Source organism: Nitrospira sp., assembly GCA_024998565.1.
In the GTDB taxonomy this organism is placed as follows: domain Bacteria; phylum Nitrospirota; class Nitrospiria; order Nitrospirales; family Nitrospiraceae; genus Nitrospira_A.
Genome location: JACOEM010000009.1, coordinates 59,591 through 78,162 on the forward strand (window position 1 = coordinate 59,591; position 18,572 = coordinate 78,162).

General features: G+C 59.7%; 21 protein-coding genes. 14 read left to right on the forward strand and 7 right to left on the reverse strand.

Translation table 11 applies throughout. The annotated features are described in order from the left end of the window. The first annotated feature begins 73 nt into the window (after positions 1–73). From H8K11_14800 to H8K11_14810, 3 genes are all read left to right on the forward strand, one after another. The gene (locus H8K11_14800) at positions 74–844 is read left to right on the forward strand and encodes a CBS domain-containing protein (protein MCS6265022.1); all 771 of its coding nucleotides are present in this window, start codon (positions 74–76) and stop codon (positions 842–844) included. 89 nt (positions 845–933) lie between these two features. After that, the gene (locus H8K11_14805) at positions 934–1,293 is read left to right on the forward strand and encodes a hypothetical protein (protein MCS6265023.1); all 360 of its coding nucleotides are present in this window, start codon (positions 934–936) and stop codon (positions 1,291–1,293) included. Between the two features lie 319 nt (positions 1,294–1,612). Continuing rightward, positions 1,613–2,188 (forward strand): AAA family ATPase, encoded by a 576-nt coding sequence (locus H8K11_14810; GenBank protein ID MCS6265024.1) that lies wholly within the window; start codon positions 1,613–1,615, stop codon positions 2,186–2,188. An 88-nt stretch (positions 2,189–2,276) separates the two neighbouring features. On the opposite strand, the gene H8K11_14815 is transcribed toward H8K11_14810, so the two are convergent. Then, positions 2,277–2,525, reverse strand: a complete 249-nt coding sequence (locus H8K11_14815) for a GIY-YIG nuclease family protein (GenBank protein MCS6265025.1) — start codon at positions 2,523–2,525, stop codon at positions 2,277–2,279. A gap of 473 nt (positions 2,526–2,998) precedes the next feature. Here H8K11_14815 and H8K11_14820 point away from each other — a divergent pair, with 473 nt between their 5' ends. Further along, positions 2,999–3,346: a hypothetical protein gene (locus tag H8K11_14820; GenBank protein MCS6265026.1), complete on the forward strand. Its 348-nt coding sequence runs from the start codon at positions 2,999–3,001 to the stop codon at positions 3,344–3,346. A gap of 66 nt (positions 3,347–3,412) precedes the next feature. Next, positions 3,413–3,916, forward strand: coding sequence for a gluconokinase (locus H8K11_14825; GenBank protein ID MCS6265027.1), 504 nt, complete (start codon positions 3,413–3,415; stop codon positions 3,914–3,916). Positions 3,917–3,999: 83 nt separating this feature from the next. Here H8K11_14825 and H8K11_14830 read toward each other — a convergent pair whose 3' ends face one another. Beyond that, positions 4,000–4,359, reverse strand: a complete 360-nt coding sequence (locus H8K11_14830) for a nuclear transport factor 2 family protein (protein ID MCS6265028.1) — start codon at positions 4,357–4,359, stop codon at positions 4,000–4,002. Positions 4,360–4,491: 132 nt separating this feature from the next. On the opposite strand from H8K11_14830, the gene H8K11_14835 reads away from it, so the two are divergent. Together H8K11_14835 and H8K11_14840 are read left to right on the forward strand one after the other, a co-directional pair. Further along, positions 4,492–4,965, forward strand: a complete 474-nt coding sequence (locus H8K11_14835; protein ID MCS6265029.1) for a DUF2127 domain-containing protein — start codon at positions 4,492–4,494, stop codon at positions 4,963–4,965. Positions 4,966–5,077: 112 nt separating this feature from the next. Continuing rightward, positions 5,078–5,470, forward strand: a complete 393-nt coding sequence (locus H8K11_14840; GenBank protein MCS6265030.1) for a hypothetical protein — start codon at positions 5,078–5,080, stop codon at positions 5,468–5,470. A 229-nt stretch (positions 5,471–5,699) separates the two neighbouring features. Here the strand turns inward: H8K11_14840 and H8K11_14845 are convergent, their stop codons facing one another. Beyond that, positions 5,700–6,515 (reverse strand): cytochrome c, encoded by an 816-nt coding sequence (locus H8K11_14845; protein MCS6265031.1) that lies wholly within the window; start codon positions 6,513–6,515, stop codon positions 5,700–5,702. Positions 6,516–6,914: 399 nt separating this feature from the next. On the opposite strand from H8K11_14845, the gene H8K11_14850 reads away from it, so the two are divergent. Next, positions 6,915–7,499: a porin family protein gene (locus tag H8K11_14850; protein ID MCS6265032.1), complete on the forward strand. Its 585-nt coding sequence runs from the start codon at positions 6,915–6,917 to the stop codon at positions 7,497–7,499. A 547-nt stretch (positions 7,500–8,046) separates the two neighbouring features. Here H8K11_14850 and H8K11_14855 read toward each other — a convergent pair. Next, on the reverse strand, positions 8,047–8,505 hold the full coding sequence (locus tag H8K11_14855; protein ID MCS6265033.1) for a CBS domain-containing protein: 459 nt from the start codon (positions 8,503–8,505) through the stop codon (positions 8,047–8,049). A 535-nt stretch (positions 8,506–9,040) separates the two neighbouring features. Between H8K11_14855 and H8K11_14860 the strand changes: the two genes are divergently transcribed. From H8K11_14860 to H8K11_14875, 4 genes are all read left to right on the forward strand, one after another. Beyond that, complete coding sequence (locus H8K11_14860; protein MCS6265034.1) at positions 9,041–9,688, forward strand: inorganic pyrophosphatase; 648 nt, start codon at positions 9,041–9,043, stop codon at positions 9,686–9,688. A gap of 29 nt (positions 9,689–9,717) precedes the next feature. Then, positions 9,718–11,448, forward strand: coding sequence for a DEAD/DEAH box helicase (locus tag H8K11_14865; GenBank protein ID MCS6265035.1), 1,731 nt, complete (start codon positions 9,718–9,720; stop codon positions 11,446–11,448). A gap of 454 nt (positions 11,449–11,902) precedes the next feature. Further along, positions 11,903–13,459, forward strand: a complete 1,557-nt coding sequence (locus H8K11_14870; protein ID MCS6265036.1) for a DEAD/DEAH box helicase family protein — start codon at positions 11,903–11,905, stop codon at positions 13,457–13,459. A gap of 81 nt (positions 13,460–13,540) precedes the next feature. Next, the gene (locus tag H8K11_14875) at positions 13,541–14,086 is read left to right on the forward strand and encodes an AAA family ATPase (GenBank protein MCS6265037.1); all 546 of its coding nucleotides are present in this window, start codon (positions 13,541–13,543) and stop codon (positions 14,084–14,086) included. A 205-nt stretch (positions 14,087–14,291) separates the two neighbouring features. Here the strand turns inward: H8K11_14875 and H8K11_14880 are convergent, their stop codons facing one another. The 3 genes from H8K11_14880 to H8K11_14890 form a co-directional block, all read right to left on the reverse strand. Then, positions 14,292–14,462, reverse strand: a complete 171-nt coding sequence (locus H8K11_14880; GenBank protein ID MCS6265038.1) for a hypothetical protein — start codon at positions 14,460–14,462, stop codon at positions 14,292–14,294. 318 nt (positions 14,463–14,780) lie between these two features. Then, positions 14,781–16,409 (reverse strand): peptide chain release factor 3, encoded by a 1,629-nt coding sequence (locus tag H8K11_14885; protein ID MCS6265039.1) that lies wholly within the window; start codon positions 16,407–16,409, stop codon positions 14,781–14,783. A 423-nt stretch (positions 16,410–16,832) separates the two neighbouring features. After that, positions 16,833–17,138, reverse strand: a complete 306-nt coding sequence (locus tag H8K11_14890) for a hypothetical protein (protein MCS6265040.1) — start codon at positions 17,136–17,138, stop codon at positions 16,833–16,835. Between the two features lie 273 nt (positions 17,139–17,411). Between H8K11_14890 and H8K11_14895 the strand changes: the two genes are divergently transcribed. Together H8K11_14895 and H8K11_14900 are read left to right on the forward strand one after the other, a co-directional pair. Continuing rightward, positions 17,412–18,161 (forward strand): HNH endonuclease, encoded by a 750-nt coding sequence (locus H8K11_14895; protein ID MCS6265041.1) that lies wholly within the window; start codon positions 17,412–17,414, stop codon positions 18,159–18,161. Between the two features lie 184 nt (positions 18,162–18,345). Next, on the forward strand, positions 18,346–18,564 hold the full coding sequence (locus tag H8K11_14900) for a DUF2132 domain-containing protein (GenBank protein MCS6265042.1): 219 nt from the start codon (positions 18,346–18,348) through the stop codon (positions 18,562–18,564). Positions 18,565–18,572 lie beyond the last annotated feature (8 nt).

Sequence of the window (18,572 nt, forward strand, 5' to 3'; positions counted from 1 at the left end):
ATGAGGCCGGCGCTTGCCTCGCCTGTTCCGGAGGGGTAAGATCGGTCATCCCGCCATACAGAGAGGAGGTGCCATGTCTACGACACGCGCGACTCCCAAACGAGCCCGGATCTCCCTCGACCGCAGCATCGAGCGTTTACGCAAGCAGTTAGCCGATCTGGCCGCCTATCTCGGCAGGGGCCTTCCCACCCGCAGCCTGGAAGAGTTCGATCAGGACACCGAAAACCTGATTGCCGAATTGCTCGGCGACACCTCCGAGTTGCTGGAGGCGTATGAATATGCCGAGTTCGGCGAAGCAGCCGGCCTGGTGAATCTGACGGATGAAGCGCCGGAAAGCGCCGGTGTGGAGAGCCAGCGCCAGCGCCTCTTGCAACGCAGCCGGGTGCTGGAAAGTTGCATTGCCGAACTCGAAGCCCGACGCGCCGCTGAACCGAAACAATCGCAAGCCAGCCGGCAGACTCTCATCGGTCCTCAGGTCGCCGAACATATGTCGTCCGAGATCCGTAGCCTGTCCCAGGATGCCAGCCTCAAGGACGCTGGTCAGGCTATGGAGCAATGGAAACTGGGCTCGCTGTTGCTGACCGACAAGCAGGCCTATGTCGGATTCATCACCGATTCAGACCTCGCCCGCGCGGTGGTCGCCAAAGGGGTGAATCCCGCGACGCCGGTCAAAGCCTGTATGCGAAGACCGGTGGTGTCGATCGCCGGCGACCGTCCGATTATCGAGGCGGTGCGCATGATGAAAGACCAGGCGACCAGGCATCTGGCCGTGACGCAGGATGGCTCGATCATCGGTGTGGTGTCGGTGTCCAATATTTTGCGCTACTACTCGGGTGTGGTGTAGCCGCAAGAGCAGAGCGCATAGCGTATGGCCGATAGCTGATGGAAAGAACGGAATCGCGTGATTTCGTCAATAGCCGTGGGAGGTGGAAAATGGGTCCGACCAAGGCGATCGTGAAGGGACAGTCGCTCCACGAAGCCGTGAGCGGCAAGCTGATACGGGACGGATTTGCGAGCCGGCAGGCGATGGAAGATTACGTGCGGCAGCACTATATCGTCATGCCGGTGCGCGACAATGCCGGACAGCCTTGGCAGTTGGACGGGAAACCGGTCTACTGTCTGCACGGCGTGCAATACGAAACGGTCGATGACCAGAAGGTGCATCTTTCCCGATGCCCGGATTGTGGCGGCATGGGGATCAGGGCGGATGAACTCACGGTCGACTCCGACTGTATTCGCTGCACGGCTTGTGGCCATGAGTTCGATGCGCGGTTGGAGATGATGGAGACGTAGGAGAGGAGCTTACCAGCTCAGTGTCTTTTGCTCGTGCAACGCGCGGCCTTAGAAGGCCCTCGTTGGACGCGCGCAGTGAGACACCGAGCAGGCAGGCCCCGGAAAGAGATGGCTCTCAGCGATACGCTCTTATTCCCTGCGAGATTCGTTTCACGTCTTACGTCTGAGGTTTCACGCTCGACGCTTCACGATTGATCTGCCTTCCGGAGGAGCAAGAAGAAATTCAGCGACAGGAATGAGAACCGGTTATACTCAGTGCCTGCCCCTCATGAGGGGCAGGCCACGTGGTTCATACTAGAATCGGAAAGGGACGAAGGACATGGCAGGTGCAACGGTGACTCGGCAACGCAAGAACGCTCCGCAGCAGAACAAGAAGGCGCCTGCGAGAAAAACCAGGAAGGCTCGTGTGCAGGAGCCGTCCGGTGCGGTGATCGTGCTGTCCGGAGCCACGCCGCTTCGCCGGCAGAAGGCCGCGGAGGTCTTGGCCGCAGAACTGCAACTGGACCTGGCCAGCGTGGATTTGTCGGCGGTGGTGAGCAAACACGCCGGCGAAACTGAAAAAAATGTCAATCGCGTGTTCGACATGGCGAACCGCCATGGGTCGATCCTTTTTTTCGATGAGGCCGACGCACTCTTCGGCAAGCGCACTCAGGGGCATGACGCCCACGATCGGTACGCCAATGCCGAGGTGTCCCATCTCATTCAGTGCATCGAAGACCACCAGGGGCTTGTCATCCTGACGACCAACGGAAAGAGTCGCATTGAAGAAGCCTTCTCCCCCGAGAAGCCGGTGATTGTGCTGGGTGGAGCCTCAAAGAAAAAGACCACCACCAAGCCGAAGCCGACAGCCAAAACCGTATCCAAACCCAAAAAGAAGGTGGCGAAAAACAAGTAAGCAAGGGCGGAAGGTGATGACGGTCAGTGGTGCACGCGACTGCAGTGCAGACGTGGCTTGGTGAGTGTAAGCCCTGCCTCCGAAGAGATCACGACATCGATGCGATCAGGGCTACCTTGCCGGCGCGATCCAGTGACTTGATTGCGGCTTCACGTTGTAAGGCGGCTCCCTTGCTGTCGAGTGATTCGGTATACCGGACCGTGAACGGTCCGCGGCGTTTCGTGTATTTCGCCCCCTTTCCGGTCGCATGCGCCTTCATGCGCCGTTCCAAATCATTCGTGATCCCGGTGTAGAGGCTGCCGTCGATACACTCGAGGATGTAGACAATCCAAATCATGTGGTGTGACGCGGGGGTCTCCGTGCCCAGCGAAGGTCGTTCGCCAGGCTGGCTCATGATAGCGAAAAAGATCCGGCGTGGCGATTATTTGGGAAAAGCGTGGGGGAAGTCGAGCACCAGTCCTGAAAGGATGGCCGTCAAGATGAGGGCTGAGGCTAGTGCCACGATCAGGAATTTTCGGTCTTTGCGCACCGAATCGTGGAATCGATATCTGCTGGATCTGTGTAGAGACTGACTTGCCATGCGGCCGTACCCCTGGAGTCTATGAAATGGCCCGTGCACTATGCCTGGCTGATGCGTAGGCTGGAATAGGGGTTTTCCTGAAAGGCTCTGGAATTATTACTGTCTCGAATTTATTCGGTCCTGTTCACTGTTCTGCATACTCGTCCCATGGGTCTCCGGTATCGAGCTGAGTTCCTGCCGATGTGGCCCTGATTGACAGCTCAGTCGGCGGCCACGTAGCGTACCCATTCATGTCTGAGGCAACGATGATCGATCGAGAACTCGCCGCAGCTGAAGTTGCGTGGACACAAGGCAATGCAGGCAAGGCGCGGGTCTGCGCGCGCCGGGCCGTGGCGCTGGCTGCCGCAGCCTGGTGGGCGCGCTCTGGCCGCTCACTCCGGCGCGGTGATGCCCTGGAGCATTTGCGCCGGATTCAGCAGCAGGAGGCCTTCCCATCGCCTGTCCGGCAGGCGGCGGAGCGATTGACCACCGCCGTAACCAAGCGGCATGACGCGCCCTTTACGAGTGATCCGATCGGTGACGCCCGGTTGATTGTGGGCTACCTTGCCGCGGCTACGACAGACGGGCGGCTTGCTTGACGGTTGGCCCCGGCGGGTGGAACAGCGCCTATCCGTCCAGCCGCAGGTCGAACGAAGTGGAGGATTGTGGTCATTCTGGTCATGGGCGTATCGGGAGCGGGGAAGACGACGATCGGCCGTCGCTTGGCGGACGAATTGGGCTGGCAGTTTTCCGACGGCGATGACTTCCATCCGGCAGCGAATCTCGAGAAGATGCGGAATGGCCATGCGCTGACGGATGTTGATCGTCAGCCATGGCTGGAGCGGATGCATGCTGCGATCGTCGATCGGATCAGTCGGAACCAGCCGGCGGTGCTTGCCTGTTCCGTCTTGAAGGCGAGTTACCGCGCGATCGTGGAGGAGGGCTGTCGCGCACATTTGCGACTGGTCTACCTGAAAGGTAGCTTCGATTTATTCCATCAACGCCTGATCCACCGCCGGGATCATTTCATGCCCCGGGAATTGTTGGCCAGTCAGTTTGCCATCCTTGAAGAGCCGGCCGATGCCCTGGTGATCGACGCGGCTCTCCCGCCGAACGAGATCATCCGGCAGATCCGTCTCGGTATTCCGGTTGACGCGGCGAAACACTGAGGACGGATCAGGCTGCGATGTCAGAAATCATGTGTCCCGTTCCGACAGCGCCATCGTGACGTTTCCATTTCCATCCAGTCCCGTCACTCCTTGACGTAATGGACGCGCACCGTCTGAATCTGCCCCTCTTCGTTGATGAGCATCATCTCCGCAGCCAGCAATCCCTTGACGCTCCGATAATACAGCAACAGACTGTCGACGCCGATCAGGGTGTGGATCAGCTCGAAGTGCAGGTCCGGGTAGGCTTGGAGTCCTTTCCGAAAATAGGCGCTCAATGCTTCTCGGCCGCAGATGGTGCCGGACGCTTCTCCGGATAGCGTCGTCACAAACGGACTGGTAAACTCCACCTCTGCCGCGTAATGGTGCACAATGGCGTCCAGATCGTGCCGGTTCCAGGCGTCGATCCAGGCCTGGGCCAGGCGGGTGGCCTGCTGTTCGTTCATGACGGTCAGACCTTTCGTCAATGGGTGATGGGCCTAGCCTAGGCGCGGCCGGTTCGATGATCAAGAGTCTGTTGAGGCTCGCATAACGATGATGCAGAACGATCCGAGTGAGCCAGGATGGCCGGGCAAGACATGATGCCAGTCATGACGCCGCCCTCGCCCCGAGGCGGCTTGGCGTTGATCGCATTGTTCAAACTGCTCAAGGGCGTGGTGCTGTTGCTGGTCGGCGCCGCTCTGCTCCGATTGGTAGACCCTGAGATCGCCACGTTCCTGGCTCCGGCTATGGATCTCTTGCATCTCCACGGCCATTCCCGCCTGGTCCATTCCCTTCTGCTCAAGGTCTCCGCCTTGTCATCCCACAGCGTATTTTTGATGGCCTATGCCAGCCTGCTCTACTCCGTCTTTTTGCTCATCGAAGGCTGCGGCCTGTGGCTCGAAGCGTCGTGGGCCGGATACATGGCCGTCATCTCCACCAGTGTATTTCTGCCCGTCGAATTCTACGAAGTGCTGAAGCAGATCTCGCTCATGCATGTGGCGATGCTGCTCCTCAATGTCGCCATCGTGGGGTATCTGCTCGCGCAATTGGAACGACGGTCGCTGCGGTAACGCGGCAGCCTCCCCCTGAACCGATGCGAGCCTCAGTCACGGTCCAGGGGATTGCCTAGCTGCCGAGCTCCTCGGAGGGCGGTACAAGAGAATCAAACCGGGAGGAGACATCATGACTGAAGTCAATTCCATGTATCGTGCCGAGACGCGGAGTGATGGCCTCAAGGCCCAGATCGAAAAGCTCGAAGGCCTCGCCCATCATACGGCCGTGAATCCCACATTCGATCAGTTTGATGCGGAGACGGAAGACATTCTCATGAAGATATATGGCGCGAACCATAAGTACGTGGAATCGTACAAATACGCCACGGTGGGGGAGGCCGAAGCGCTGGTAAATCTGCCTGAATCGGCGCAGGAACCACAGACCCGAGATATTCCGAAAAAAGGGCTGCAGCAACGCCGGCAGGTGTTGCAGAGCATTCTGACCGATCTGCAGGGACTTGAATCGCAAGAAACTGAATTGCTTACCGGCGAAGATCGCGAAGATCCTCCCGGTCCCAGCTAGCCCCGCTGTACTCCGGAATTGTCCAGGACATGGAGGTGGTGGCCGCCGTTCCATTTATACCCAATGCGGTCGCTGCCTCCGCGAGCCCTTCCATACCCCATGTTCTCGTGGGCGCTTCTCTTCTGTCATCCCATCTTCATATCCCGCGATTCGCACGAGTTAAATTCAAAAAGGAATAGTCAGGCCCAGTCCCTTCGCCTGTACATCGGCGCAATGCCGGGAAGGGGAACTACCGGCCTGTTTCACGAAGTGTGGCCAGGTAGGCGATGAGGTCACGGACATCTTCGTCCCGGAGCAGTGTCTTAGGATACATGGCTGTGCCGGGGTGGCCGCGTTTGATCGAGCGGTAGCGGTCTTCGTCGTTCTGCGATTTCAGGGTGGCGGGATCCCGGAGGTTTGCGGGCGGCGCGGGCAGTGCGTCAAGCCGTTTGAACAAGTCGGCCGACATCGGGGGTCTTCGATTTAAATGTCCTTCGATACCATGGCAGATCGCGCATCCACCAAGTTCATGATAGAGCTGCCGTCCGCTTTTGGCATCACCCCGCAGCGAGGTGTCGGGTTCAGGGAAGACAGCGGGTGGTGACACCGTGCCGCGGATTGAAGCCAGGTAGGGGAGCAACGCAAGAATCTCTTCGTCGGAAAGGGCTTCCTTCGAGAGTGGATACATGGCGGTGCGGAGATGCCCGTGCCTGATCGACTCGAACCGTTGTTTGTCGGTGGTGAGGGTAAGCGCGGCTGCCTGTCGCAGGTCGGGCGGTGCCGGCGAGAGATGGTCGATATTGTCGCGGATGTTCTTGCTCAGTTGCGGGGGCAACCGGTTTCTGTAGCCATCGATGCCGTGGCACGTGGAGCAGAGGCCTTTGCCGTTGAAGATGGCTCGGCCTTGCTCGGCATCCACCGGTCCGTTGCCCGGCTGTATCTGTGGCGGCGATCCGGCCCAGAGCAGTGAGCCGGCCATCAACGAGGCTGCGAGACAGACGATCCCGGTGAGGGCCACTCTATGGCGGCCTCTTCGAATCGGCAACTGATAGGAGAACGTCGGCATGGTCAGTGTCCGGTTGGCGTGTCTGTCGGACCTGCTCCCCCATCATAATCGAGGAAGGGGGTACAGTGCCATCCCTGATAGAGGAGAAGCGCACTCCTGGCTGCCCCCCTTGGCGTGACTTCCTCGCGCCGGCTCGTCTTCTTCGGCCTCTTTCCTCTTCCTTCCGGCCCTCCGCCTTTGCCCGCTCAAGGCGGGAGATCGTTCCGTGACAACTGCTCAATACTACGTACTAGTGGTTTTCTCTGCGCCTCGTATTTGAGCGATCATTTCGTTTCAGATTGCGACAATAATTGGAACCATTCTGTTTCGTCGGAACCGCACGCTTTTTCTTGAAAACGGAACGGCCACTTGCCTAGAGTGCATCGCTTGAAGATTGTTTTATTATCATAGGAGGACGGTATGCGCAGGAATCGTGAGCGGTATGTGTTCGGTGGGGCCCTGGTGCTGGCTCTGGCAATGAGTTTGACCCCTGCCTTCTCTCAGGCTGCCGAGTGGGTGCATGAGGGGATGGCCGAAGAGGGGAAAGTTACGATGGGTTTTCGCGTGGGACCGAGCTTTACCACGCAAAGCGCCGGTGTCTCGACGGCCGGTCCGGCGCTGAACTTTCAAGGCATGTACGGACTGAACAAATGGTTCCGTCTCGGGATGATGTTGGAATGGGAGAATCACGGAATCGATGGGCCGCGAAACGGGTCGCTCAATACCATTACGCTGCTGCCGGTGAACCTGGAGTATCGTCCGGGGCACTTCGGCAACTTCATCCCCTATTTCACGACCGGTCTGGGCGTGAACATCAATACGAAGGATGTGAAAGATACGTTCGCCTGGCGGATCGGCGGCGGTATCGACTATGCCTTGACCAATCTGGTTCAGGGCGCGCCGAAAGGCCTGATGCTGAATATGGAAGCGGCCTGGAAGCGTAACCATCCCGACAGTGACGGGTCTACCATGGGCCTGCTCTTCGGTGTACGCCATACCTTCTAGCAGGATACGGTAAGAATTCCGCCGCCGGCGTGCTCGACACCCGTGAACCATGAAGCGTATCTCGTCGGGGTCAGCGCGTATGGTTGGTGGCGTATAGCTGAGAGTAAAGAGGCCCACTCTCACGGTCTTGCCATGCGCTATGAGCTCTATGCCGTAAGCTCTTTTCTACGGACGCGGGTACGGTCTTTTTGCGCATCCTGCGGGTGATTCTGGCACCGACACCGAGCACGAGTGAATCATCACGCAACAATCGAGGGGTTCAGCAGCCTGCTGATCCCGACTTCGAACGTTCCAACGAGTCCCCGAACGGGAATGCCGCCAAACCCGGGCAGTCAGTAGCGGTTACGCCGTTGCTGGCTGCTCCTTCAGCCCCGTGTTCGAGCGATCACCTCTGCCGGGCCTGCAGGCCGCCGATGACCCTGCTCACTCTTCGCTGAAATTGCTGCTGATCATCTTCTGAGGGGTGGGAGCATGGCCCCGGAGGATTGTGCTCTGTTCTGCGTGAGCCGAGGGCCGAGGGGTAGGCACGGCTGGAATCTGCTCGCGATCAGCTCCCGGCGGGCTTCTGCCGAAGATATTCGCGGAGGAGATCCCGCCAGGTGATGATGCCTTCGAGATGCCCGGTTGTTGTGACGACGGGGAGGCAGGACACGCGATGCTCAAGCAGCAGTCGTGCCGCTATTTCCACGGGCGTGTCGGCTGCGACCGTGATGAGTTTCCGGCTCATGATTTGATGGGCACGTTTGTTGAGCGTCGCCCGGTCGCGATCGGTTTCGGACAGTGTCCCGATATTGGGACTCACTGCCTTGAGCAGATCGCGATCTGAAATGATGCCGAGCAATTCCCGACCCTGTACGACCAGCAGGTGATGGAAATGAAATTCATTGAACAGGTCCCGCGCTCGAGCGAGGGAATCGTCCATGGTGACGGTGACGGCTCGTGTCGACATGATGGCACGTACTGTCGGCGGTGCGATGGTGTCGGAGGGGACAACCGGGAGAGGCATGTTCTCGGAATCATTGAGACCTGGTCGAGACATGGACGGCTCTCGTGGGCAGGAATTGGAATGTGTGTGTGGTTCGGCCGTTCCGCTCTGTTTCCCTTATCGGCGTGCGGGAGCGCATTCTTGAGAGTTTGGGGCGACTTGCGCACGGGCCGGAGGGCCGATCGAATGGCCGATTGCGGACGGATGTTGTGCGGGAGGGGCTCGCCCGGGCGTCCCGCTTCCTCTCCTGGTGAGGCGTTTCTGCTCGTATGGTGTATCCGCAAGGGCCGGAATTCCTACTGGTTCGGCATGATGGCGAAGTCGGTCTGTCGCCGGTGCGGGAGCCGACCGCAGCCCCCCTGCTGTTTCATTCGGCCGCAATGTGTTATAAGCTGTCTGTTTCTCTCGCCAATCAATCATGTTTCATTGCAGTGGGCCGTAGAATCAATCCAGACCTTCGCGGATCGCACGATCGTCAGACCGTCAGTTCCGAGAGGATTCACAGGGGGAAAGAATTAGGATGAGCAAGAAGGAAATCGATGCAGCGCGGCGACTGATGAGCCTGATGTTCAAGGCGCATCCTTGGCACGGAGTGTCCATGGGCGACCATGCGCCTGACCTGGTGACGGCCTATATCGAAATTGTGCCGACCGATACGGTGAAATACGAAGTGGACAAGGCCAGCGGGTTCCTCAAGGTCGACCGTCCGCAGCGGTTTTCCAACTATTGTCCGTCCTATTACGGGCTGATCCCGCAAACCTATTGCGGCGAGCGCGTGGCGAAACTGTTCGGCGCGCGGGCGGGCCGGCCGGACATGATCGGCGACGGCGATCCCCTTGATATCTGTGTGTTGACGGAGAAGACGATTCCGCACAGCGACATTCTGTTGACGGCCCGACCCATCGGCGGATTCAGCATGGCGGACGGCGGCGAGGCGGACGACAAGATCATCGCGGTCATGCGGGACGACGCCGTCTACGGGTCGTTTACCGATCTCAAAGATTGCCCGACGACGCTCCTGGATCGGCTGCACCACTATTTCCTGACGTACAAACACGCGCCGGGATCGACGCAGCACAAGGTCGAGATTACGAGCATGTATGGCCGGGACGAGGCCATGAAAGTCATTCACGCCAGTCATGACGACTACAAGCAGAAATTCCCTGAGTTGGAATTCATGTGGCCCGCCAGCATGAACAGCTAGTACTACCAAGAAAGGTTTATCCCCCCCTGATGAAACACACCACGACGCATTCGCAAACAGAGCCGGCAGCCAAAGGTTTTTCTCCCGGTTTTGCCGCGCTCGGATTAGAAGCCTCGCTGTTGACCACCCTGGAGGCCCTGGGCTACGAAGAGCCCACCCCGATTCAGCGTGAAGCCATTCCTCCGCTTCTGGAGGGGCGCGACTTGCTGGGGCAGGCCGCCACGGGAACCGGAAAAACAGCGGCGTTTGCGTTGCCGCTCCTGCAGCGGATCGCCCACGGGCCACGGCAGCGGCCCACGGCCTTGGTGTTGGTGCCGACCCGTGAACTGGCCGTGCAGGTGAGCGAGGCGGTGCAGCGGTACGGGAAAGAACTGCGGATCGGTGTGCTGGCTTTGTACGGCGGCCAAGCGATGGGGCCGCAACTGCAGGCGCTCAGACGCGGGGTGGAAGTCATTGTTGCGACGCCGGGCCGGGCCCTGGATCACCTTCGCCGCAAGACCTTGAAGCTGGCCGATCTTCAAGTGGTGGTGCTCGATGAGGCGGACGAAATGCTCGACATGGGCTTCGCCGACGACCTCGATGCCATTCTCGAACAGACTCCGGCGACCAAGCAGACTGCGTTGTTCTCGGCGACCATGCCGCCGCGGATTGCGTCCATCGCTCGCCGGCATTTGAAGAATCCGGTGGATGTGACGATTGCCCGTGAGCCGGTGAAGGCAGGCGCCGCGCCGCGCGTGCAGCAGACCGCTTATGTGGTGGCGCGACAGCATAAGGTGTCTGCGCTGGCCCGCGTGTTGGATATTGCGACGCCCAAGTCGGCGCTCGTGTTCTGCCGGACCCGGTTGGAAGTGGATGAGGTGACGGCAGCGTTGAACGGGCGCGGGTATCGGGCCGAGGCGATCCATGGCGGCATGAGCCAGGTGCAGCGGGATCGCGTGATGCAGGCGTTTCGCTCAGGACAAACCGAACTCCTCGTGGCGACCGACGTGGCCGCGCGCGGGTTGGATATTCCATCCGTTTCCCACGTGATTAATTACGACCTGCCCTCGTCCTTGGAAGTCTATGTCCATCGGATCGGGCGAACGGGCCGGGCGGGTCGCGAAGGTGCGGCCATGACCATTATCGAGCCGCGTGAACAGCGATTGTTGCGCGCGGTCGAACAGCATACCAAAGCGAAAATTACGGTCGCTGCGGTGCCATCCCTGGGTGATCTGCTGGCCAAACGGCTGGAGCGGACCAAGGCCTCCATCCAGGAAACCCTGGAGGCCGGCGAGCTCGAAGATTTTCGCCGTGTCGTGGAAGCGCTGTCGGCGTCGGCAGAGCCGGCGGATATCGCGGCGGCGGCCATCAAGCTGGTCTACCGGTCCCATGGCGGTGAACGGGCGGAAGAAGAAATCCCGGCAGTCTCGACCAGGCCGCCGGAGCCCTATCGGTCGTCGCGTCCTTCGTACGGCTCCGCTCCTCAACAGGGAGATCGCGCGCGTGCGCCTCGTGGTGGCCCTGGTCGCGGTGGTCGGGCGGCCGGAACCGTGCGGGTCTATGTCGGGGCCGGGCGGGCGGCAGGGATCAGACCCGGGGATCTTGTCGGTGCCATTGCCAATGAGGCTGGTGTGCCGTCGCGCATGATCGGGGCGATCGAAGTCGAGGAGCGATTCTCTCTGGTGGATGTGCAGGAAGAGGCGGCCCGGCAGATTATCGAGGCGCTCGGACGGACGCGCATCAAGGGCCAAAAAGTCGCCGTGAGATTGTTCAGAGATTAGGCCACGAGGCGGGCCGGCCGTTGACGGACGTCACGACCGGCTCACCGCGTGATCTTCCGGAGTCTGTCCTCTGCCGACAGGCCCCACCGTCGAGTCCGGCCGGTGGATCCCCCGCGCAGGCTGAGCCGGCACCACCGTTCCGGCCCGGCATCTTCCGTCTTGGCCCTTGTTGCCTGACCGGTTTTGCGATACCATCCCGCACAGACATGATGCGTCTCACCCATACCGTGCCGGCCGCCTCGCGATCGTGAGGGTGTGCCGGCAGAGTGTGCGTCACACCTCATTACCCGATCAGTTCCAGGCAGACAGTCTCTGTGGTGCCTCGCACCGGCGAGCCATTACGGAAAGGGACTGGCGGCGTCTGACGTGTGGTGACGATCCAGGAGGATGGCGTAGGGGTGAGACCGGGTTCCGATGAGTCAATGCGACGGAGAGGCTCTGTGTTGAGATGGCGGTGACGCTCGCATCATGGAAAGCCGTGCTGCGGGACTGGCAGACGAGGGCGGTCGCCGATGTGTTGGCGCAGCCGCGCGAGGACTACCTCGTCACCGCGACACCTGCGGCCGGAAAAACCCGCTTCGCGCTCCGGATCGCGCATCAATATCTGGCCGACCGGGCTGCGAGTCGTGTGCTGGTGATCTGCCCGACGAACCATCTTCGAACGCAGTGGGCCTCGGCCGCGGGGCAGGTCGGTATCCAACTCGATCCGGCGCTCTCGAATGAGCAGGCCTGCGAGGCACGCGACTATCACGGCGCGGTCGTGACCTATCAGCAGGTCTGTCTGGCACCGGAAGTATTCCGGCGCGCCTGCCGCAGCCGTAAGACGCTGGTCATCCTCGATGAGTTGCACCATGCCGGTGACGGCAAGGATTGGGGCAAGGCGCTGCGCGAGTCCTTCGGCGAGGCGGTTTTTCGTCTGGCCCTGTCCGGCACTCCCTTCCGCTCGGACAACAACCCGATTCCCTTTGTGCGATATGAGCAGGGCGAGAGCCAGGCGGATTTCACCTATGGGTATTCGCATTCGATTCGTGACGGGGTCTGTCGCCCGATTCTGTTTCCGAGTTACGAAGGCGAACTGACCTGGCTGTCGGACGGGCGCGAGCATCGGGCTACCTTCGAAGACGGCTTAACCTTCGAGCGCCAGCGGGAACGGCTCAAGACCGCGTTGCTCCAGGAGACATGGCTGGGCCCTGTCTTGAGCGATGCCCATGCGGAGTTACAGCGCTTGCGGAAGCAGGAGCAGGCGGATGCGGGCGGGTTGATCGTGACCATGAACCAGGACCATGCCCGGCAGGTGGCGGATCTGGTGTTGAAGCTTACGGGTACGCGCGCGCTGGTGGCGGTATCCGACGATCCATCCGCCTCGAAGACCATCGAGACCTTTGCGCATCACAAGCAGCAGCAGTGGCTGGTGGCGGTGAATATGGTGAGCGAAGGCGTCGATATTCCTCGCCTGCGGGTCGGTGTGTATGCGACCAACGTGTTGACCGAGATGTATTTCCGCCAGGTCGTCGGACGGTTCGTGCGGATGCAGGAGAAGGTGCCGAAACCGCAACGGGCCTGGCTCTATCTGCCGAAGGATGCGACGCTGGTCCATTATGCCAAACGCATCAAGGTCGAGCGCGATCACGTCCTCGAAGAGATCATGCCGTCCGTGCAGCGGACATTGTTCGGCACGGCGGCGACGTCGCTGAAGGAATACATTCCGCTCAACGGCGTGGCCAGGCTGGATGCCTTGATCGGCGCGGATGAGGGGGACCCGGCGGGTGAAGGCAAGGGGCAGCCGGAACCGGCGGTCGCGTTGCATGACCAGAAGAACGCCTTGCGGGACAAACATCGCTCTCTGGTCGGGGCGGTGGCGCGGAAATGCGGGATGGATCATCGGCAGCTCAATGCGGAGTTGATCAAGCGGACAGGCGGCCGGGTCGATCAGGCGACCATCCCGCAATTGGAGCGGCGGATCGCTCTGCTGGAAAAGTGGCGTGATTCCGGCTTCGACAAGAAGCGCTGAGCGGCTGAAGTGTGGTAATGATGGCAGGCTCCATCGGCGGATGTGCGATTCGTTGAATATTGATGTGAGAGGAAGGCACGCATGGCTGGGAAACAAGCGGCGCGCCGCACAAGTGCGGTCGCCAAGAAGATCACGAAGCAGGCGGTGAAGAAAACGGGAACGAAGAAAGCGGCGCCTGCGCGCCGCGCACAGACGCGTCGCGCCAAGCGGCCGTCCGTGGCGGTGGTGGTGCTGTCCGGCTCCACTCCGCTTCGCCGGAACAAAGCGGCGGAGTTGGTGGCGGAAGAACTGCAATTGGATCTGGCGAAGGTGAATCTCTCCTCAGTGGTCAGCCGACAGGTCGGCGAGACGGAGAAGAACATCAACCGGGTGTTCGATGAGGCGGAACGGAGCGGATCGATTCTCTTCTTCGACGGCGCGGATGCGCTGTTCGGCACGGGCCGGGCGGGCGCCAGTCACTCGACCGCTGCCGGGGCGGCCCATCTGCTACAACGCATCGAGGACCATACCGGCCTCGTCATTCTCACGACCAACGGGAAAAGCCGGATCGATCAAGCCTTGTCGCGGCAAGCGAAGGTGTCTGTGATGGTGGGCATCAAGAAGAAGCCAAAGAAGAAGACGGCCTGAGGAGTCGGCCGACCCATAGCCACCTATATGGAACGGCCAAAAGAGCCTATGGCGTATAGCTTATAGCGGAAGGCAAGAAGTCGAGAATGGGCGTAGTTGTTATCAGCCATACGCTCTTACTCTCCACGAAATACGTTTCACGTTTCACGGATCGGCGAGCGATGCGAGAACGCGGCTGACAGACTTTTTCAGCATCCTGTGAGGATTATTCCGTTTCTTCGCTGGCCTCCAGGCACTTCGTGCACTGTTCCAGGTCGGGCACGCCATGGGCGCTGCAGAAGTGCCGATGGCAGAGGCCGCAGAGCATAAAGGTCATCTTGATGCGGTCTTCCGCTTCGCAGTAGTAACAGTTTTTTGCGGTTCTTGCCTTCGGCATGGTCCTTCTCCTCGAAACGTGTGTCGGTTCAACTGCCGGCCAGTGATTGAGTGCACGAGCCGGTCTCTGTCGGCGTCAGTGCGCTTCGCCGTTCCATGCCGATGATCGGGCATGGGGGCGGCAGGACCTGAAACCATGACGGGGGCGGGCAAGGCACCTAGGCCGAGTTAGCCTGAGGCGCTAAGGGCAGCTAGAGGTGTGATCGTGCTCGCGTTCACCAGTCCACAGGGTCGGCCGGCACTCCCGTGGATCGCTGACTCGTTATAACACATTTTGCCGGCCGTGGGCTCGGTCCTGACCGGGCGGCCTGGCCCGTGTTTATTGTGCCGTGGCCTGCTCGACTTCTTCCCGCAATAGAAACTTGATCGACGGGTTCGATTTGATGCAATAGGCCAGCAGGTGTTCGGTAGTGAACAGCATCACGCCGCGGCCCTGCTGATCGACGAGCCGGATGGTGTCGGACGGCCAATAGACGGCCGAAATCGTCGCGGGATCGCCGACAATCCAGCGGGCCAGCGCATGGGGCAGGCGCTCCACGGATGTTTTCACCCCGTACTCGTTCTCCAGCCGCGACATGACGACATCGAACTGCAATTCACCCACCGCAGCCAATACCGGTTCGCGACGCACGTGGTCCGGTGAATAAAAGATCTGCATGACCCCTTCTTCTTCCAGCTGCTTGAGCCCCTTCTGAAACTGTTTGTGCTTTGAAATATCTTGTGTGCGCAAGAGGCCGAAACATTCCGGCGGAAAGTGCGGAATGGGATCGAAGGTCAGTGCCGGATCCGAGGTCAGGGTATCTCCGATGGTGAACAGCCCGGGGTTCACCAACCCGACGACATCGCCGGGGTAGGCCTCGTCGATCGTTTCGCGGTCGCGACCGAACAGGCGATGGGGGCGTGTCATCCGGATCTTTCGGCCCAGGCGCGCATGATGAACCATCATGTCCTTTTCGAAGCGCCCGGAGCAGATGCGGAGGAAGGCCATGCGGTCGCGATGCTGCGGATCCATGTTCGCCTGAATCTTGAACACGAAGCCGGAGAACGCTTCGTCGGTCGGTTGAATCAGTCCCTGCGCCGTCTGGCGTGGCCCGGGAGGCGGCGCGAGCTTGGTGAATGCATCCAGGAACGGCCCGACGCCGAAGTTGGTCAACGCGCTGCCGAAGAAGACCGGCGTCAATTCACCTGCGAGGAACCGGTCGCGATCGAATGACGTGCCCGCGCCTGTCAACAGCCCGATCTCTTCCTGGAGCGGCCCGTAGGCGTCGCCAAGGGTTTCCGCCAGTTTCGGGTTCGGAAAGGCCTCGACCGTCATCGGGGCGCGGCGTTGATTGTGCGCCGTGCGCTGGAAGAACAGCACCTGCCGGTTCTGAAAATCGTAGACCCCTTGAAAGCCGGACCCTTCGCCGATCGGCCAGTTGAAGGGCACCGCCGTCATTCCCAGGGTTCGTTCGATTTCGTCCAGCAGGTCGAACGGATGGCGGCCCGGCTGGTCCATCTTGTTGATGAAGGTCAGGATCGGGATGCCGCGCTTACGGCAGACGGCAAAGAGTTTCTTGGTCTGCGGCTCGATACCCTTGGCGCCGTCCAGCACCATGACGGCGCTGTCCACGGCCATAAGTGTGCGGTACGTGTCTTCGCTGAAGTCCTGGTGGCCTGGCGTATCCAGCAGGTTGACCCGCGCGCCCAGATAGTCGAACTGCAACATGGTGGATGTGATCGAAATACCGCGCGCCTGCTCCAATTCCATCCAGTCGGACTTGGCCTGCCGTTGAGTAGAACGCGCCTGCACCGCGCCGGCCAGGTGGACGGCTCCTGCGTACAACAACAGTTTTTCCGTCAACGTGGTTTTTCCGGCGTCCGGATGGGAAATGATCGCAAACGTGCGCCGTCGCAGCACTTCTCGCCGCAGTTCATCGGCCGCGGATTTCTCAACCGGCAGGGACATAGGGGTTCTCTTTGTGGTTAGGAAAAGCCAACGGGACAGGGGATCAGGGCATCGCCTGGCGTCGCTGGATGTGAACTCTTTCTTTTATCAGTCGGAGTGGGGTGGCGGCAAGGAGGGAGAAGATGGGAGGGCAGCCAGGTGCTCCTGGAAGACACTGCCGGCTCACCGTCTCGCCGGCGTGCGCAATCGTGATGCTCGTTATTCCTCGCATCGCGCACCTCGCGCAACGCGCGGTCGCAGACTCCCCTCGTTGGACGCGCGCAGTTTGGGGACCACCCAGGCTGCCCGCCCTGGGTGAGGGGATAAAGAGAGATTTCGGATGGCGCGCACGATCGGAATGTGCTCGTCCCATGCGCGCAGTGACTGCTTCCTGCCTCCCCCCCGTTACCTGACGAAGGTGCTAGTGGGGATCGGCGGTGCCGACTATTTGCCCAGTGGGTTGGTCAGCGTGCCTTTGGCGCTTTCCTTGACGCCTTTGACGTCTTCTTTGACCTGACCGACGCCCTGCTTGGTCTTGTCGATGTCCAGCTTCTTAGCGTCTTCCTTCGTTTGGCCCGCATCGGTTTTGAGTTTGCCGGTGGCTTCCGTCAGCGACTTGCCCGTGCCCTTCATCGCCTCTTTGCCTTCGGCTACGAGGCCCTCGGCATGGGCTGATGGCAGAAACGGCGAGAGTGAACCGGCACCGAGACCGGCGGCGACTGCGATGGCGACGATCAATGATTTCTGCATGACAACCCTCCTTGGTAAGCGGACACGATTCGCTGCATGGGGGCGTAGGAAAGTGGCTACCTGCTCGGCCTGTGCAGGCCAATGCCGTGCTCCTGGTTGGTCACTATATCAGGATAGCGGAAGTTTTGTTTCGCGACCTTTGTGCTGCGACGCAAACGCCTAGAGAAAGTCGAGCCACATGGAGGCTGGTGCTTCGCTTGGCATATAATCCCGTTGCCGTATAGTGTTCAGGAAGTAAAGTCTGCAGCCTGATGGTATTTCTATGGGGACCATATGAATGTCGATGACATCATCGGTTACGGAGAACTGGTCGGCGCTGAGAAATTGATGCTCCAGAAGGGAATGAATTTTGGAGCGGGAAAGGACTATTCCATCCTACTCATGTCTCAACGAGCGAATGCACCGTATCGAGATATCGTTGATGAAGCCACTGGAATACTGGTGTATGAAGGCCATGATCAGCCACGCACAAAGGATTGTCCGAATCCCAAGGAGGTTGATCAACCGATCACAACGCCGAAAGGGACTTGGACAGAGAATGGCCGATTTTTTAATGCAGCCATGGATTTTCAGCGCGGGCTAAGAGAAAAAGCAGAGCTGGTGAAAGTCTACGAAAAAATTGCCGTCGGTGTATGGTGCTACAAGGGATTCTTTGAGCTGTTCGACGCGCACTTTACGCTGCGGGAGGAAAAGAGGAAAATGTTTCAGTTCTTCCTCAAGCCTGTCGAAAAGAAAGCCTTTGGCCGAATCATTGAATTTCCACACAAACGGCTGATTCCGACCCATGTGAAAGTCGAAGTCTGGAAACGAGATCAGGGCAAGTGTGTCCAATGTGGTTTCCAGAAGAATCTCCATTACGATCACGACATCCCCTATTCCAAGGGTGGAAGCAGTCTTTCTGCACAGAACGTTCGAATCCTCTGCGCCAAATGCAACCTGGAAAAATCTGACAAGATCATGAGCCTATTGCCGTGGCTATGTGCAATAACAAGCTCCATTGTAGAGCTTGGGCGGCATCCTTAGACAGGTTGGATGGGGCATAGCAGGGCGCATTTGAAGCTGACGTTGGGAGTGCCCGGCAGGACAACGTGTTCGCGACGAATGACCCACTCTGTTCGGATATCGCTCGTGGTCTGATGGTTGTTACGAAACTGCAGGGTAGCCTATTCGCCCTTCTTTCATTTTTCATGCTATACAGCGTCACATCATGACGAATTCCCATCCTCGCGATCCCTTGCACGGCATCACGTTGGAGACCATCGTGACGACCCTGGTCGAACGCCACGGGTGGGCCGAGCTGGGCCGTCGTCTGCCGGTGCGTTGTTTCCTCAACAATCCAAGCGTCAAATCCAGTCTCACGTTTCTGCGCAAGACGCCCTGGGCGCGCGAGCGGGTGGAAGGCATGTATATCGCCGAATTGCCATGATGGCGTTC